13 protein-coding genes are annotated in these 15,995 nt (G+C 68.1%); 7 read left to right on the top strand and 6 right to left on the bottom strand.

The genetic code is table 11. The features are described from left to right. Positions 1-175: 175 nt before the first annotated feature. Both ABZ412_RS01575 and rraA read left to right on the top strand, forming a co-directional pair. Complete coding sequence (locus tag ABZ412_RS01575; protein WP_357274996.1) at positions 176-682, top strand: nitroreductase/quinone reductase family protein; 507 nt, start codon at positions 176-178, stop codon at positions 680-682. A 5-nt stretch (positions 683-687) separates the two neighbouring features. Next, positions 688-1,179 carry a ribonuclease E activity regulator RraA gene (gene rraA / locus ABZ412_RS01570; RefSeq protein ID WP_357274994.1) on the top strand — a complete coding sequence of 164 codons (492 nt, stop codon included), beginning with the start codon at positions 688-690 and terminating at the stop codon, positions 1,177-1,179. A gap of 66 nt (positions 1,180-1,245) precedes the next feature. Here rraA and ABZ412_RS01565 read toward each other — a convergent pair whose 3' ends face one another. Further along, positions 1,246-1,467: an RNA-binding S4 domain-containing protein gene (locus ABZ412_RS01565; protein WP_357274991.1), complete on the bottom strand. Its 222-nt coding sequence runs from the start codon at positions 1,465-1,467 to the stop codon at positions 1,246-1,248. Between ABZ412_RS01565 and ABZ412_RS01560 the strand changes: the two genes are divergently transcribed. The 5 genes from ABZ412_RS01560 to ABZ412_RS01540 all read left to right on the top strand — a co-directional run bounded on the left by ABZ412_RS01560 (position 1,466) and on the right by ABZ412_RS01540 (position 6,405). Beyond that, on the top strand, positions 1,466-1,633 hold the full coding sequence (locus ABZ412_RS01560; protein WP_357274989.1) for a hypothetical protein: 168 nt from the start codon (positions 1,466-1,468) through the stop codon (positions 1,631-1,633). The two genes, ABZ412_RS01565 and ABZ412_RS01560, sit on opposite strands and share 2 nt — an antisense overlap. A 102-nt stretch (positions 1,634-1,735) precedes the next feature. Continuing rightward, complete coding sequence (gene lysX, locus ABZ412_RS01555; protein ID WP_357275905.1) at positions 1,736-5,005, top strand: bifunctional lysylphosphatidylglycerol synthetase/lysine--tRNA ligase LysX; 3,270 nt, start codon at positions 1,736-1,738, stop codon at positions 5,003-5,005. Between the two features lie 120 nt (positions 5,006-5,125). Beyond that, complete coding sequence (locus ABZ412_RS01550) at positions 5,126-5,323, top strand: hypothetical protein (protein ID WP_357274987.1); 198 nt, start codon at positions 5,126-5,128, stop codon at positions 5,321-5,323. A gap of 51 nt (positions 5,324-5,374) precedes the next feature. Beyond that, a complete protein-coding gene (locus tag ABZ412_RS01545; protein ID WP_357274985.1) occupies positions 5,375-5,992 on the top strand; it encodes a histidine phosphatase family protein in 618 nt (205 codons plus the stop codon). A 119-nt stretch (positions 5,993-6,111) separates the two neighbouring features. Next, complete coding sequence (locus tag ABZ412_RS01540) at positions 6,112-6,405, top strand: hypothetical protein (protein WP_357274983.1); 294 nt, start codon at positions 6,112-6,114, stop codon at positions 6,403-6,405. A gap of 94 nt (positions 6,406-6,499) precedes the next feature. Here ABZ412_RS01540 and ABZ412_RS01535 read toward each other — a convergent pair whose 3' ends face one another. The 5 genes from ABZ412_RS01535 to gltB form a co-directional block, all read right to left on the bottom strand. Next, the gene (locus tag ABZ412_RS01535) at positions 6,500-7,345 is read right to left on the bottom strand and encodes a cutinase family protein (protein WP_357275903.1); all 846 of its coding nucleotides are present in this window, start codon (positions 7,343-7,345) and stop codon (positions 6,500-6,502) included. Between the two features lie 321 nt (positions 7,346-7,666). Next, on the bottom strand, positions 7,667-8,686 hold the full coding sequence (locus ABZ412_RS01530; RefSeq protein WP_357274981.1) for an alpha/beta hydrolase family protein: 1,020 nt from the start codon (positions 8,684-8,686) through the stop codon (positions 7,667-7,669). Positions 8,687-8,728: 42 nt separating this feature from the next. After that, positions 8,729-9,388: a hypothetical protein gene (locus ABZ412_RS01525; protein WP_357274979.1), complete on the bottom strand. Its 660-nt coding sequence runs from the start codon at positions 9,386-9,388 to the stop codon at positions 8,729-8,731. A 318-nt stretch (positions 9,389-9,706) separates the two neighbouring features. Beyond that, entirely contained in the window at positions 9,707-11,176 is a 1,470-nt protein-coding gene (locus ABZ412_RS01520) for a glutamate synthase subunit beta (RefSeq protein ID WP_357274977.1), read from the bottom strand. A gap of 128 nt (positions 11,177-11,304) precedes the next feature. Then, complete coding sequence (gltB, locus tag ABZ412_RS01515) at positions 11,305-15,954, bottom strand: glutamate synthase large subunit (RefSeq protein ID WP_357274975.1); 4,650 nt, start codon at positions 15,952-15,954, stop codon at positions 11,305-11,307. Positions 15,955-15,995: the final 41 nt, after the last annotated feature.

Below are 15,995 nucleotides of genomic sequence, written 5' to 3'. Positions count from 1 at the left end.
GCCTCCCCCGACCTGGATTCACCGGGTGTCGCCAGTATGCGCCCGAGAATCCGACTGAGCGGTTGATTCATTCCTGTAGATAGATCGCGGAGCGAGCGCGGAGCGCATCACCAAGGTTCCGAGGCGGCCAACCGGAGCCCCCGCACGGCCGGTCGCGGAGCATTATTGTCGCGGTATGAGTGAGCAGTTCCCGGAACGGATCTGGGGTTCCCGTACCAACCTGCTGTCCCGGCTGGCCAGCCCATTCGCCGCCACCAAGCTCGGATCACTGGTCATCCGCAAGCTGACCCCGCTCGATCGCAGGGTGCTCGAACGCAGCGGCGGAAAATACACCGTCCTGGGCCCGATCGGCGCGCCGGTCATCCTGCTCACCACCGTCGGCCGCAAGTCCGGCGCACCCCGCACCACCCCGCTGCTCTACGTGCACGACGGCGACACCCTGTACGTGATCGGCTCCAACTTCGGCCAGGACCACCACCCCGCCTGGACCGCGAACCTGCTCGCCAACCCGGCCGCCGAGGTCGCGATCGCCGGGCAGCATCTGCCCGTCACCGCCGCCCTGGTCACCGACGAAGACCGCCGGCGGGTGATCTTCGAACGCTTCGAGGAGACCACCGAGGCGTACACCGCCTACCGCAATCGCACCGCCCGTGACTTGCGGATATTCGCCCTGACAAGATAGTTCTCGTGACCGAATCAACGAACGTAGTGGCAACCGCCGACCTAGCCGACGAGATCGGCCCCGAGATCCGAAGCTGCGACACCCAGTTCATTCAGTTCGGTGGCCGCGAGACCTTCGCCGGCCGCATCGTGACCATCAAGACCTTCCAGGACAACCTGCTGGTCAAGCAGACCCTGGGCGAACCCGGCGAGGGCCGGGTGCTGGTCGTCGACGGCGGCGGCAGCATTCACACCGCCCTGGTCGGCGACATCATCGCGGGCCGCGGCGTGGACAACGGCTGGGCCGGCGTCGTCATCAATGGCGCGGTCCGGGACTCCGCCGTGCTGCGCACCATGCCCATCGGCATCAAGGCCCTCGGCACCAACCCGCGCAAGAGCACCCAGAAGGAGGGCAACGCGGAGAAGGACGTCACCGTCGAATTCGGCGGCGTCAGCTTCGTCCCCGGCGACATGCTCTACAGCGACCATGACGGCGTCGTGGTTCGCAGCGAAGACTAGGCCGACTCTCGGGAAGCTCTCAGCGGCTGAAGCCCGGAACCCCCGACAATGGGAACCCGTGTGCCTTCAGCCGCTGGTGACCCGAGCCTTGTGCCCGGCCAACGCCACCACATCCCCGGCGTGTAGCTGCCGCCCGCGGCGCAGCTCCACCTCGTCGTTGACACGTACCAGGCCCTGGGCGATAACCGACTTGGCTTCCGAACCCGAATCGATGAGGTTCGCCAGCTTCAGGAACTGGCCGAGTCGAATGACCTCGTCCTCGATCGGGACATCGAATGGATCCGACATGGGATACATCCTCACCCGCGGCCGCCGCGAGACCAAACGGCGCCCCCACCACCGGCCGCACCGCGGCGGTACCCGCGACCGGCCGCATCGCGGCAGCATCCACCCGCCGCACCGCGGCAGCATCCATCGGCCGCACCGCGGCGACAAGACACGAACCGGGTTCTGAGTGCACATGGGTACCGGCAACATTCACACTGGTGCAGTGACTTCCACGCAGGACCGGCCGCACCCCGACTCCGACCACAGACCGGAGCCGCGGTCCCCGGAGGTGCCACACCGCGGGCACGGCCGGTTGCGGGAGCTGCCGCACCTGGCGGGCACCGCGCTGGGCATTTTCTCGGTCCTGTGCTTCGCCTGGAGCATCTCGCCCGGGCTGCGCTACCTGACCACGCACCTGCGCCACTTCGTCGACACCTACTACTTCGACGCGCCCGACACCTCGCTGGTGTGGGCCCTGGTCATCGGCCTGCTGGCCGGCGCGACCGCCAGCCGCAAACGCATCGCCTGGTGGCTGCTGGTCGGCTACATGGCGGCCTTCGCGCTCGCCAACGCCCTCGACTTCGCCTCCGAGGGCGACATCAACGCCCTGGTGGCGTTGATCATCCATCTCGCGGTGATCGGCGTCCTGATCGCGTCCTGGTCGGAGTTCTACACCCACGTGCAGCAGGGCGCGGTATGGCGGGCGCTGGGCGTGCTCGCGGGCGGCCTGGCCCTGGGCAGCCTCGCGGGGTGGGGCCTGGTCGAACTGTTCCCCGGCAGCCTGCCCGACCACACCGAGCGCGCGCTGTGGGCGGTGTCGCGGGTGACCGCCACCATCCTGGTCTCCAACGAGGACTTCGACGGGCATCCGCCGCATCCGGTGAACCTGCTGCTCGGCCTGTTCGGCGCCATCGCACTGCTGGCCGCGGTGATCACCCTGTTCCGGTCGCAGCGCTCCTCCAACGCGCTCACCGGACTCGACGAATCCGCACTGCGCGGGCTCATCGAGCGCTCCGACGTCGAGGACTCGCTCGGCTACTTCGCCACCCGCCGCGACAAGGCCGTGGTGTTCGCGCCCAACGGCAAGGCCGCCATCACCTACCGCGTGGAGCTCGGCGTCTGCCTGGCCTCCGGCGACCCGATCGGGCCGAAGGAGGCGTGGTCGCACGCCATCGACGCCTGGCTGCGGCTCGCCGACCAGTACGGCTGGGCCCCCGCGGTGATGGGCGCCAGCGAGCTCGGCGCCACCGCCTACCGGCGGGCCGGACTGTCCGCGCTGCGCCTGGGCGACGAGGCCATCCTCGAGACCCGCACCTTCTCCCTGGCCGGACCCGATATGAAGCCGGTCCGGCAGGCCGCCAATCGTCTGGCCAAACAAGGCATCACGGTGCGGGTGCGCCGCCACAAGGAGATCTCCCCCGAGGAGATGCAGGACGTCATGCGACGCGCCAACGAATGGCGCGACACCGAGACCGAACGCGGCTTCTCCATGGCCCTGGACCGGCTCGGCGACCCGCTCGACGGCGACTGCCTGCTCGCCGAGGCGGTCGCGCCGAACGGGCAGGTGCTCGGCATGCTGTCGTTCGTGCCGTGGGGCCGCGCCGGTGTCTCCCTCGACCTCATGCGCCGCGACCGCACCGGCCCCAACGGGCTGATGGAACTGATGATCTCGCGGCTCGCCCTCACCTCCGACCAGTACGGCATCACCCGGATCTCGTTGAACTTCGCGGTCTTCCGCGCGGTCTTCGAGGAGGGCAGCCGGATCGGCGCCGGACCGGTGCTGCGGCTGTGGCGCGGCGTGCTCATGTTCTTCTCGCGCTGGTACCAGCTCGAGGCGCTCTACCGCTCCAATGTGAAGTACCAGCCCGAATGGGTGCCGCGGTTCTCCATGTTCGAGGAACGCCGCCACCTGCTGCGGGTCGCCACCGCCAGCGCGCTGGCCGAAGGCTTCCTGCCCCGCTTCGGCCGTGAACACGACGCCTCCGCCCACACCGGTCTACGGCCCTCGGTGCCCGCCGGGGTCACCGGCCTGCACGCCGACGGCAGCCCGCCCGACCTGCCGCCCGAGGAACTCGAGGAGAACGGCCAGCGCCGCCCCGAACAGGTGCGGGTGCGGATGGACAAGCTGGCCAAGCTCCAGGACTCCGGCGTCGAGGCCTACCCGGTCGCCTATCCGCCCACCCACACCGTGGCCGCGGCCCGCGGCTGCCCGCAGGGCACCACGGTGCGAGTCTGCGGGCGGCTCTTGCGGATTCGCGACTACGGCGGCGTCATCTTCGCCGTGCTGCGCGACTGGTCCGGCGACATCCAGCTGCTCATCGACCGCGGCCGGGTGGGCGCGGACCGCAGCGAATCGTTCACCGAGTTCTTCGACCTGGGCGACCTGATCGAGGTGAGCGGCCAGCTGGGCCGCAGCCGCCGCGGCGAACTGTCCCTGCTCGCGCAGGACTGGCGGATGATCGGCAAATGCCTGCACCCGCTGCCCGACAAGTGGAAGGGCCTCTCCGATCCGGAAGCCCGGGTGCGGCAGCGCTACGTCGACATGGCCATCAACACCGACATTCGCGAGGTGGTGGCCAAGCGCAGCGCGGTGGTGCGGTCCCTGCGGGACAGCCTGCACGGCTGGGGCTTCCTCGAGGTCGAGACCCCGGTGCTGCAGCAGGTGCACGGCGGCGCCAACGCGCTGCCCTTCACCACCCACATCAACGCCTACGACCTGGACCTGTACCTGCGCATCGCACCCGAGCTGTATCTCAAGCGACTGTGCGTGGGCGGCATGGAGAAGGTGTTCGAACTGGGCCGCGTCTTCCGCAACGAGGGCGTCGACTACAGCCACAACCCCGAGTTCACCATCCTGGAAGCCTATGAGGCGCACAGCGATTACGAACGCATGATGCACGCCTGCCGCCAGCTCATCCAGGCCGCCGCGGTCGCCGCCAACGGCAGGATGGTGGCGCTGCGGCCCGGACCCGACGGCGCGCTCACCGAGGTCGACATCTCCGGCGACTGGACCGTCAAGACCGTGCACGGTGCCGTGTCCGAAGCGCTCGGCGAGACCATCACCCCCGACACCGACGCCGAACGGCTGCGGCTGCTCTGCGAGAAGGCGGGCGTCCCGTTCCAATTGGGCTGGGACGCCGGTCAACTCGTGCTCGAGATGTACGAGCACCTGGTCGAGGCCAGCACCCAGAACCCCACCTTCTACATCGACTTCCCCACCTCCGTGTCCCCGCTCACCCGCGCGCACCGGCACATCGCCGGTGTCACCGAACGCTGGGACCTGGTCGCCTGGGGCGTCGAATTGGCCACCGCCTACAGCGAATTGACCGATCCGGTGGAACAGCGCCGCCGCCTCACCGAACAGTCCATGCTCGCCGCCGGCGGCGACCCGGAGGCCATGGAACTCGACGAGGACTTCCTGCAGGCCCTCGAACACGCCATGCCGCCCACCGGCGGCCTCGGCGTCGGCGTGGACCGGGTGGTCATGCTGCTGATCGGCCGCAGCATCCGCGAAACCCTGCCCTTCCCGCTGGTGAAACCCCGCGGCGCGGGCAGCTGAACCCGGCAGGACCGGGGTAAACCCTGATTCCCGCGGCCGTCTCCCCGGTTAATCTGGGAGTTCGGCCCGGGAGGGCCACCGGCCACACCGATTGGGGACTCCGTGCACTACCTAGATCTCATGACCCAGGCGACACTGCTGGACCACCACGTGTGGACCCACCCCGACACCTGGAACGCCGCACTCGAGAACACCGCCGCCCGCCGCTCCAGCAGCAAGCGCGGCATGAGCTTCTGGGGCTTCCTGGGCGTCTGCTGCATCGGCATCGTCATCCTCGTCCTGGGCATCGTCTACCTGATGCGACGCAAGAAGAGCTGACCCCCGGCACCCCCGGGGTGCGCTGCGGGCCGGGTGCGGCAGAGTGGGGGTGTGCAGTTGATCCTCGTCCGCCACGCCCAGCCGCAGCGCGTCCAGGCCGAATCCGGCCACGCCGACCCGGATCTCACCGCGCTCGGGATCGACCAGGCGGGCCGGGTGCCGGCCGCACTCGCCCAGCACCGGATCGCGCGGGTGGTCAGCAGCCCGCAGCTGCGGGCCCGCGAGACCGCGCGGCCCACCGCGGAGAAGCTCGGGCTCGATATCGACATCGTGGACGGGCTCGCCGAATACGACCGCGAGCTGCCGATGTACATCCCCATCGAGGACGCGCAGCGGGACTTCCAGGAAACCTACGCGCGCATCAAGGCCGGGCACCTGCCCGAGCAGATCGACGGGGACGCCTTCATCGCACGGGTGCGTGACAGCGTCACCGCCATCGTGGCGGCCGCCGCGCCCGCCGACACCGTGGTCGTGTTCGCGCACGGCGGTGTGATCAATGTGCTGCTGCAGGACGTGCTGGGACTGGCACGGCCGCTCACCTTCCCGATCGACTACTGCTCGATCACCCGAATCCTGTACTCGCGCACCGGCGGCCGCACCGCCGCCACGGTCAACGAGAACGGGCACGTCTGGGACCTGCTGCCGCGCGCGCAACGCGCCCTGCCCTGACCGTACGGACGCTCAGCCGACTCCCAGCCCGATCTCACATACCCCGGAGGGCCGGGCCTTTCGATGGGACTCGTGCGCCGCTCCCCCGCAGCGCACGATCCCGACAGAAAGGCACCACGATGTCCGCCCTCGACAAGCCCCGCCGTCGTCTCGCCCTGCGTCTGGCCGCGGCCGGGTTCCTGGCCGCCATCCCGCTCACCGTCGTCGCCCTTCCGGCGAACGCGGCGACCCCCGCCGACACCACCGCCCCGGTCGTCGCCCAGCAGATCGACGACAACGGGCCGTGGGACCACGATCACGACCGAGACCGGGACCGCCACGACCGCGATCACGACGGCGACTGGAACAACAACGGCTGGAACAACAACCCCGCCCCCGCGCCCGCGCTGCCGCCCACCGGCTCCTTCGGCTAGATCGCTCGCAGACAGCCGACAAGGCCGCTCCCGGAAGGGGAGCGGCCTTGTCGATGTGGTGCGGTCCTGGGGCGCAGGACCTGTCGCCGGAGGATCAGGCGTTGGTCAAGATCCAGTTGTGCATCCAGGTCAGCGCGGTCTGGCCGCCGCCGACGCCGTAGCTGCCGTAGCTGGTGTGCTTGCCGCTGCGGTAGAACTGCTCGAGCTGGTGCGCGTACTCGCTGTCGGCGCCCTCGGCCAGCTGCGCCTGCAGGGTGCCGAAACCGCCCTGGGCCATCAGGTCATTGAGGATCGATCCGAACTCGAGCTGCGTCTGCCACGGGTTGAAGTTGTTCGGGTTGGTCGCCTGCGCGAGGAAGCCCGCGAAGCGGGTGACGAAGTCGGTCTCCTCGGTGGAGCAGTACAGGTCGCCGAGGGCGCACACGGTGCGCACCTTGTCGCTGACCCAGCCGAAGCCGCCCGCGCGCGGTCCACCCGCGCCCGCGCCGGGGGCGAACGGACCGATCTGGGCGTCGGTGGGCGAACGCCGCGGGTCGGAGATCAGCGCGACGGCGGCGACCCGATCCGGCGGCACCACACCGTGGCCGGTGCCGATCTCGGCGGCGAGATCGCCTGCGGCGTCGGCGCCCTGGCTGTAGCCGGTGATGGCGATCTTGGTGCCCGCGCACCGCGCGGCCATGGCCTGGACCAGACCGCGGGCGTTGTCGACGGCTTCCTTCTTGGAGGCGGCGTAGATGTCGCCCTCCCACGGGAAGGCGGTCGCCGCGTAGGTCACGTAGTCGACCTCACCGGGTAGACCACTGGTCACCGTGGCCAGCATGCCGGGCTTGGGGTCCTTGTCGTGACCGGTCTCCCAGGTGCCGGGGACGGCGACCGTGTAGAGCCGCGGGCAACCCGGATCCGCCGAAACGGGACCGCTGCCCAGGACGATTCCCGACATGAGCACGCTCGCCGCTGCCCCCGCAGCCGCGACAATATTCTTCAACCGCACCCTTGCTCCAGTTCACGCTTGTGCCGGGACATCTCACGCGTCCCGTATTCCCGATCATGGTGCGGTCGCCGGATGACACTCCGGTGCACTCCGGGTTAACCCACGTAACCGCCCCGTATGAGTTCGCCGGAACAAACTGGTCGACGAGATCAGCGACACACCGCCGACTAGCATAAAGGGGCCTAGTCAGCAGTGCCAGGCGAGCGGGGGAAGACGTCCGATTCCGGCCGAACCTTCACCGGCGCAGCAACATCCGGCAACCCCGGCGGATCAGCCCTGAAGCGCGGCCTCGAGCATCGGCCAGGAGCGGTGCAGCGCGTCCTCCCAGTACCGCCAGGAATGCGTTCCGGAGGGCCGGAATTCGATCTGCGCCGGGATACCGAGCGCGCCCAGCCGGTCGGCGAGCTGATGCGTGCACCCGTTGGTCGCGGCCTCGATCAGGCCGCCGAGGATGATCTGGTTGGCCAGCGTCGCCGGTCGACCGCCGATCGACGGCGAATCCAAGGTGTCCATCGGACCGGGCAGTCCGGTGGAGTTGGAGATGAACAGCGCCTTGCCGCGCAGCTTTTCGGCATTGATCACCGCGTCGTGCCGGGCCCAGTCGGGGTCACCGGGCGGACCCCACATATTGCGGGAGTCGGCGTCGCCGCGGTCGAGCACCATCTGAATGTACTTGCGGCTGTTGTCATCGGCGGTGGAGGCGCACCCGCTGTAAGCGGCGACCGCACGGTAGCGATCGGGCGCGAGGATGGCCATGTTCAACGCGGAGGTCGCGGACATGGAGACGCCCGCGATGGCGTTCGCGCCGGAGGTGTTCAGCGCCTTGTCGATAATGGGCGGCAGTTCGGCGGTCAGGAAGGTTTCCCACTTCTGGCGGCCGATCGCCGGGTCATCCTGTTGCCAGTCGGTGTAATACGAGAATTTGCCGCCGACCGGCGATACCACATTCACGTTCTTGTCGGAGAAGAAACTGACAATATCGGTTTGCCGGTACCAGGTCGCAGCGTCCTCGCCGCCGCCCGCGCCATTCAACAGATACAGCGTCGGTCGCGGCACGCTGTTGTCGAATGCGGTGAGGACCTGGAGCGTGATCTCCCGGCCCATGGCGGCCGAATAGACCTTGAACTCTTCCTGCCGCTGTCCGGGCCGATCGATCGAAACGAGGTGGGATTCCGCGGAATTCGCGGGATCGGCCGTGGCCGTACCGATGGCCTCCGGTGACAACGTGAGGGCCAGCGAGAACGCCAGGCCCGCAATCGCGGTGAGTGCCGGTGACTTACGGGTGCGCATCGGTACGGGTGTTCCTATCGATCGAATCGGCCCGGTCGGGGATCAGCTGCCGATGTACTTGCGGATCGCGTCCGAGATGATGTCGGAGAACGAACCGGTCGAGCTGGTCTGACCGTCCGAGGAGCCCAGGCCGTTGTTGTTCAGGCTGCCGAGGGCGGACTCGCCGACGGTGTTCGGGCGGGCGGTGAAGCACGCGGTCAGGTTCGGCAGGCTGTTGCTGACGCCGACGGTGCCGGCGACGCCGATGCCACCGCTGGTGACCTGCTGACCACCGGAGAGGTTGGTGGGCACCCGGTAGGTGATGGTGTAGGTGACCGGGTTACCGGAGTTCACGAACCAGCCCGGGTTGGTGACCTTCCAGCCGCCGCCGTTGGGCTCCGGGGTGACCGCCTCGGTGCGCTGGCCACCGGCCAGGTGGTAGGCGGTGACGCTGGCCTCGAGCGGCGCGCCGAAGCCGGACGGCGGGTAGTCGGTGATGGTGTTGACGTACGGGTTGCCGATGCCCGTGGTGCCGACGACGATCTTGTACGTCGCGGTGGTGCCGACGCCGATCGAGTCACCGTTGACCGACTTGTCATAGGTCATGGTGATGCCGACGGTGCTGGCATCCTTCTTCTCGGCGTGCGAGCTGATGGCGCAGGTGCCTTCGGCGGACGCGACGCCGGTTTCCATGACGGCCATGCCCATACCGGCGAAAACCATTGCGCCAGAAGTCGCGATTGCGGCCGCGCGGCGATTACGGAACATTACTTTTCCTCCAAAGATGTCCCGAGATCCTCCGGGACCGATCCATACTTACCGAGCGCTGCGGACGACTCGGAGAGGTGGACTCCACACGAGGGGTAAGTAAACAGGTGTAACTGGTCCCCTGTCCAGGGTTTGCGAAAACTACTCGAAGCTACTGACTAGTAAACATTTCACATACGTTTATCGCATGACCAAAAGTGTCCCGGCATGACAAAAGGTGCCCCCGAACCGAAGTCCGGGGGCACCTTCGAGCGTTCGCTCAGTGGCTGCGGATCAGCGCTGGGCGACCATGGTCGGGGTGATCGGGGACGGCAGCGCCGTCTCCCCCTCCAGGTACTTGTCCACCGCGGCGGCCGCCGCGCGGCCCTCGGCGATGGCCCACACGATCAGCGACTGACCGCGGCCCATGTCGCCGGCGACGAAGACGCCGGGCACCGTGGTGGCCCAGTCCTTGTCACGCATGACATTGCCGCGCTGGTCGTAACCGACGCCCAGACCCTCGAGCAGGCCGTTCTTCTGCGGACCGACGAAGCCCATGGCCAGCAGCACCAGGTCCGCCTCCAAGGTGAAGTCGGTGCCGTCGACCTTCTCGAAGCGGCCGTTGACCATCTTCACCTCGTGCGCCTGCAGGCCGGTGACCTTGCCGTCCGCACCGACGAAACGCTCGGTGTTGACGGAGAACACGCGCTCGCCGCCCTCCTCGTGAGCCGAGGAGACGCGGTACATCAGCGGGTAGGTCGGCCACGGGGTCGAGGCGGCCCGCTCCTCCGGCGGACGCGGCATGATCTCGAACTGGTGGATCGACTCCGCACCCTGACGGTGCGAGGTGCCCAGGCAGTCCGCGCCGGTGTCACCGCCACCGATGATGACGACCTTCTTGCCACGCGCGTTGATGCGCGGCAGGCCGTCCTCGTCGGTGATCCGGTCGCCCAGCTGCACGCGGTTGGCGAGCGGCAGGAACTCCATGGCCTGGTGGATGCCGTCCAGGTCGCGACCCGGGATCGGCAGGTCACGCGCGATGGTGGCGCCACCGGCCAGGACGACCGCGTCGAACTGCTTGCGCAGCTGGTCGGCGGTGATGTCCACGCCCACGTTCACGCTGGTCTTGAAGATGGTGCCCTCGGCCTCCATCTGCGCGACGCGGCGGTCGATGAAGCGCTTCTCCATCTTGAATTCCGGGATGCCGTAGCGCAGCAGGCCGCCGATGCGGTCGTCGCGCTCGAACACGGTCACGGTGTGACCGGCCCGGGTCAGCTGCTGGGCGGCGGCCAGGCCCGCGGGGCCGGAGCCGACGACCGCGATGCGCTTGCCGGTGAGACGGGTCGGGTAGACCGGGGTGACCCAGCCCTCGTCGAAACCGTTCTCGATGATCTCGACCTCGACCTGCTTGATGGTCACCGGATCCTGGTTGATGCCCAGGACGCAGGACGCCTCACACGGAGCCGGGCACAGGCGGCCGGTGAACTCCGGGAAGTTGTTGGTCGCGTGCAGCCGATCGAACGACTCCTTCCACGCGCCCTTGTACACCAGGTCGTTCCACTCGGGAATCAGGTTCCCGAGCGGACAGCCGTTGTGACAGAAGGGGATACCGCAGTCCATGCAGCGGCTGGCCTGCTTCTGCAGGGTCTCGTGGGAGAACTTCTCCTCGTAGACCTCTTTCCAGTCCAGCAGTCGCAGCGGAACCGGACGGCGCTTGGGCAGTTCCCGGGAAGTGTGCTTCAGGAAGCCTTGTGCGTCACCCATTTACGAACTCCTGACTAATGCGCTGCGCGCACGGAACAACGATGGTGCTGCGTTGCACCGCGGAGATGAGGTCAGCCACGAGCTGCCTTGAATGGTCACAGCGCCTCGTCCACGCCAAAGGTGAGGTGTTACCCACGAGCCGCCTCCATGATGGCCTCGTCCACGTTCCGGCCGGCCTTCTCGGCCTCGGAGATGGCGAGCAGGACCTTCTTGTAGTCGCGCGGCATGACCTTCACGAACTTGGTCACCTGCTGCGACCAGTCGCTCAGGATGCCTTCGGCGACAGCCGAACCGGTCTCGTCGCGGTGCTGCGCGACGATGTCGTGCAGGATCTGCGCGTCATCGGCCGAGAGCTGCTCCAGGTCGACCAGCTCGGTGTTGAGGTTGGCCTCGAAGGTGCCGTTCGGGTTGTACACGTAGGCGATACCGCCCGACATGCCCGCGCCGAAGTTGCGGCCGGTCTCACCGAGGATGACCACGCGGCCACCGGTCATGTACTCACAGGCGTGGTCGCCCACACCCTCGACGACCGCGGTCGCGCCCGAGTTGCGGACGGCGAAGCGCTCGCCGGCCACACCGCGCAGGAAGGCCTGGCCGCTGGTGGCGCCGAACAGGATCACGTTGCCCGCGATGATGTTCTGCTCCGCGACGTAGGACTCCGGCGCGTCGTCGGACGGGCGCACCGTGATGCGGCCACCCGAAAGACCCTTGCCGACATAGTCGTTGGCGTCGCCGACCACCCGCAGGGTGATACCGGCCGGGACGAACGCACCGAACGAGTTACCGGCGGAACCGGTGAACGTGATGTCGATGGTGTTGTCCGGCAGGCCGACTCCGCCGTACAGCTTGGTCACCTCGTGGCCGAGCATGGTGCCGACGGTCCGGTTCACGTTGGTGATCTTGGAGTCGAACTTGACCGGCTTGCCACGCTCCAGGGCGTCGGCCGAACGCGCGATCAGCTCGTTGTCCAGCGCCTTGTCCAGGCCGTGGTCCTGGTCCTTGGTGCGGCGGCGGTCCTGGAACATGAACGCGGTCTCGACGTCGTCCAGGATCGGCGACAGGTCGAGCTTGGCGGCCTTCCAGTGCGCCTTGGCGGCGGTGGTGTCGAGCAGGTCGACCCGGCCGACGGCCTCGTCCAGGGTCCGCAGACCCAGCGACGCCAGCAGCTCGCGGACTTCCTCGGCGACGTAGAGCATGAAGTTCTCGACGAACTCCGGCTTGCCGGTGAAACGCTCACGCAGCACGGGGTTCTGGGTCGCGACGCCGACCGGGCAGGTGTCGAGGTGGCAGACGCGCATCATGATGCAGCCCGAGACGACCAGCGGAGCGGTCGCGAAACCGTACTCCTCGGCGCCCAGCAGCGCGGCGATCATGACGTCGCGGCCGGTCTTCATCTGACCGTCGACCTGGACCACGATGCGGTCGCGCAGACCATTGAGCAGCAGGGTCTGCTGGGTCTCGGCCAGGCCGAGCTCCCAGGGGCCACCCGCGTGCTTCAGCGAGGTCAGCGGCGACGCACCGGTACCACCGTCGTGGCCGGAGATGAGCACCACGTCGGCGTGCGCCTTCGAGACACCCGCGGCGACGGTGCCGACGCCCGGCTCCGCGACCAGCTTCACGTGAATCCGCGCCTGCGGGTTCGCGTTCTTCAGGTCGTGGATCAGCTGCGCCAGATCCTCGATCGAGTAGATGTCGTGGTGCGGCGGCGGCGAGATCAGGCCGACGCCCGGGGTGGAGTGCCGGACCTCGGCGACCCACGGGTACACCTTGTGCGCCGGAAGCTGGCCGCCCTCACCCGGCTTCGCGCCTTGCGCCATCTTGATCTGGATGTCGGTGCAGTTGGTCAGGTAGTGCGCGGTCACACCGAAGCGGCCCGAGGCCACCTGCTTGATCGCGGACCGGCGCCAGTCGCCGTTCTCCTCCGGCTCGAAGCGCGCCGGGTGCTCGCCGCCCTCACCGGAGTTCGAGCGACCGCCCAGGCGGTTCATGGCGATGGCCAGGGTCTCGTGGGCCTCGGCGGAGATGGAGCCGTAGCTCATCGCACCGGTCGAGAAGCGCTTCACGATCTCCGACGCCGGCTCGACCTCGTCGATCGAGATCGGGTTGCGGTGCTCGTTCTTGAACTTGAACAGACCGCGCAGCGAGGCGAGACGCTCCGACTGGTCGTCGACCAGCTTCGTGTACTCCTTGAAGACCTTGTACTGGCCCGAGCGGGTGGCGTGCTGCAGCTTGAACACCGTGTCCGGGTTGAACAGGTGGTACTCGCCCTCACGACGCCACTGGTACTCGCCGCCGATCTCGAGCTCGCGGTGCGCGCGCTCGTTGCGGTTCTCCAGGAACGCGATCCGGTGCCGCTGCGCGACCTCGTCGGCGATGTCGTCGAGGCCGATGCCGTCCAGCGGCGAACGCAGACCGGTGAAGTACTCGTCGACGAGCTCCTGCGCCAGGCCGACGACCTGGAACAGCTGCGCGCCACGGTAGGAGGCGATGGTGGAGATGCCCATCTTGGACATCACCTTCAGCACGCCCTTGCCGGCCGCCTTGTTGTAGTTGTAGACGGCCTTCTTGAAGTCGGCCGCGTGATCGCCGGTGCTGCCCGGCATCTGCAGCGCGCCACGCTCCAGCATGTCCTCGATGGACTCGAAGGCCATGTAGGGGTTGATGGCCGCCGCGCCGAAGCCGACGAGCATGGCCATGTGGTGCACCTCGCGGGCGTCACCGGCCTCGATGACCAGGCCGACCTTGGTGCGGGTGCGTTCCCGGACCAGGTGGTGGTGCACCGCGGCGGTCAGCAGCAGCGACGGGATCGGGGCCAGCTTCTCGTTGGACTCGCGGTCGGACAGCACGATGATGCGCGCGCCGCCGTCGATGGCCGCCGAGACCTGACGCTGCACGGCCTCGATGGCCTTGCGCAGCCCCTTGCCGCCCTTCTTCACCGGGTACAGGCCGTGGACCACGACCGAACGCAGTTCGGGACGGGAGCCGTCGTCATTGATGTGGACCAGCTTGGCCAGCTCGTCGTTGTCCAGGATCGGCTGGGTCAGGGTGATCTGACCGCAGGACTCCGGTCCCGGGTTCAGCAGGTCGGCCTCCGGGCCCACCATGCTGCGCAGCGAGGTCACGACCTCTTCGCGGATGGCGTCCAGCGGCGGGTTGGTGACCTGAGCGAAGAGCTGCGAGAAGTAGTCGAACAGCAGGCGCGGCCGCGAGGACAGCACCGCGATCGGGGTGTCGGTGCCCATCGAGCCGAGCGCCTCGCCACCGGTCTGCGCCATCGGCGAGATCAGGATGTTCAGTTCCTCGGTGGAGTATCCGAAGATCTGCTGGCGGATCAGCACGCGGTCGTGCGACATGTGCACATGCGGGCGGTCGGGCAGGTCGCTCAGCTTGGTCGGGCCCTCGTCCAGCCACTGCTGGTACGGGAACTCGGCGGCCAGCGTCGACTTGACCTCGTCGTCGCTGATGATGCGACCCTGCTTGGTGTCGACCAGGAACATGTGGCCGGGCTGCAGGCGCTTCTTGTAGACGATCTTGGCCGGGTCGATGTCGAGCACGCCGACCTCGGAGGCCAGCACGACCAGGCCGTCCTCGGTGACCCAGATGCGGCCGGGGCGCAGACCGTTGCGGTCCAGCACCGCGCCGACGACCGAACCGTCGGTGAAGCACACCGAGGCCGGGCCGTCCCAGGGCTCCATGAGGAAGGAGTGGTAGCGGTAGAACGCGCGCTGCTCCGGGGTCATGGACTCGTGGCGCTCCCACGCCTCCGGAATCATCATGAGCACGGCGTGCGGCAGGCTGCGGCCACCCAGGTGCAGCAGCTCGAGCACCTCGTCGAAACGCGCGGTGTCCGACGCGCCCGGGGTACAGACCGGGAAGATCTTCTCCAGGCGGTTGTTGCCCTCGGAGTCGATGCCGAACACATCGGAGTTCAGCAGCGCCTCACGGGCCCGCATCCAGTTCTCGTTGCCGGAGACGGTGTTGATCTCACCGTTGTGGGCGACGCGCCGGAACGGGTGCGCCAGCGGCCACGACGGGAAGGTGTTGGTGGAGAAGCGCGAGTGCACGATGCCCAGCGCCGACTCGACCCGGTCGTCCTGCAGGTCCAGGTAGAACGCCCGCAGCTGCGGGGTGGTGAACATGCCCTTGTAGACGAAGGTCTCGCCGGACAGGCTCGGGAAGTAGACCGACTCCTTGCCGGTCGCGCCCTCGCCGGCGCCCGACTTGCCGAGCTCGTGCTCGATGCGCTTGCGGATGACGTAGGCGCGGCGCTCCAGGTCCATGCCGGAGAGCTGCTCGGCGCCGCCCTTGGGGGAGGCGATGAAGATCTGCCGGAAGGTCGGCATGGCGTCGCGCGACAGCGCGCCCAGCGACGACTCGTCGATCGGGACCTCGCGCCAGCCGAGGACCTCGAGGCCCTCCTCGCGCACGATCTTCTCGACGCCGTACCCGGCGCGGGCGGCCTCGCGGCGTGCCTGCGGCAGGAAGCCGATGCCGGTCGCGTAGGAGCCTTCGGCGGGGAGCTCGAAGTCGACCACGGCACGGAAGAACTTGTCCGGGAGCTGGATCAGGATGCCCGCGCCGTCACCCGAGTTGGGTTCGGCGCCGGCCGCACCACGGTGCTCCAGGTTCAGCAATGCCGTAATAGCCTTGTCGACGATGTCGCGGCTGCGGCGGCCGTGCATGTCGACGACGAATGCGACACCACAGGCGTCGTGTTCATTCGCCGGGTCATAGAGCCCGATGGGTCCAGGGGACCTGTGGCCAGGAAGTTGCGTCATGCCTCTGCCTTCACAAAAAACAGGCCTTCGAAGAATGCGGC

It is taken from the genome of Nocardia sp. NPDC005746 (assembly GCF_040630785.1).
GTDB lineage: Bacteria > Actinomycetota > Actinomycetes > Mycobacteriales > Mycobacteriaceae > Nocardia.
The sequence above is the reverse complement of the archived record's forward strand: the minus strand, read 5'-3'. Positions and strand labels throughout refer to the sequence as shown.

Bases quoted from the DNA above. Each gene is read 5' to 3' on its own strand.
- ABZ412_RS01540 (WP_357274983.1), top strand. From the start codon at position 6,112: ATGTCCGCCCTCGACAAGCCCCGCCGTCGTCTCGCCCTGCGTCTGGCC.
- ABZ412_RS01525 (WP_357274979.1), bottom strand. From the start codon at position 9,388: ATGGTTTTCGCCGGTATGGGCATGGCCGTCATGGAAACCGGCGTCGCG.
- ABZ412_RS01560 (WP_357274989.1), top strand. From the start codon at position 1,466: ATGGGATACATCCTCACCCGCGGCCGCCGCGAGACCAAACGGCGCCCC.
- ABZ412_RS01550 (WP_357274987.1), top strand. From the start codon at position 5,126: ATGACCCAGGCGACACTGCTGGACCACCACGTGTGGACCCACCCCGAC.
- ABZ412_RS01565 (WP_357274991.1), bottom strand. From the start codon at position 1,467: ATGTCGGATCCATTCGATGTCCCGATCGAGGACGAGGTCATTCGACTC.
- ABZ412_RS01535 (WP_357275903.1), bottom strand. From the start codon at position 7,345: ATGTCGGGAATCGTCCTGGGCAGCGGTCCCGTTTCGGCGGATCCGGGT.
- ABZ412_RS01520 (WP_357274977.1), bottom strand. From the start codon at position 11,176: ATGGGTGACGCACAAGGCTTCCTGAAGCACACTTCCCGGGAACTGCCC.
- ABZ412_RS01530 (WP_357274981.1), bottom strand. From the start codon at position 8,686: ATGCGCACCCGTAAGTCACCGGCACTCACCGCGATTGCGGGCCTGGCG.
- ABZ412_RS01575 (WP_357274996.1), top strand. From the start codon at position 176: ATGAGTGAGCAGTTCCCGGAACGGATCTGGGGTTCCCGTACCAACCTG.
- gltB (WP_357274975.1), bottom strand. From the start codon at position 15,954: ATGACGCAACTTCCTGGCCACAGGTCCCCTGGACCCATCGGGCTCTAT.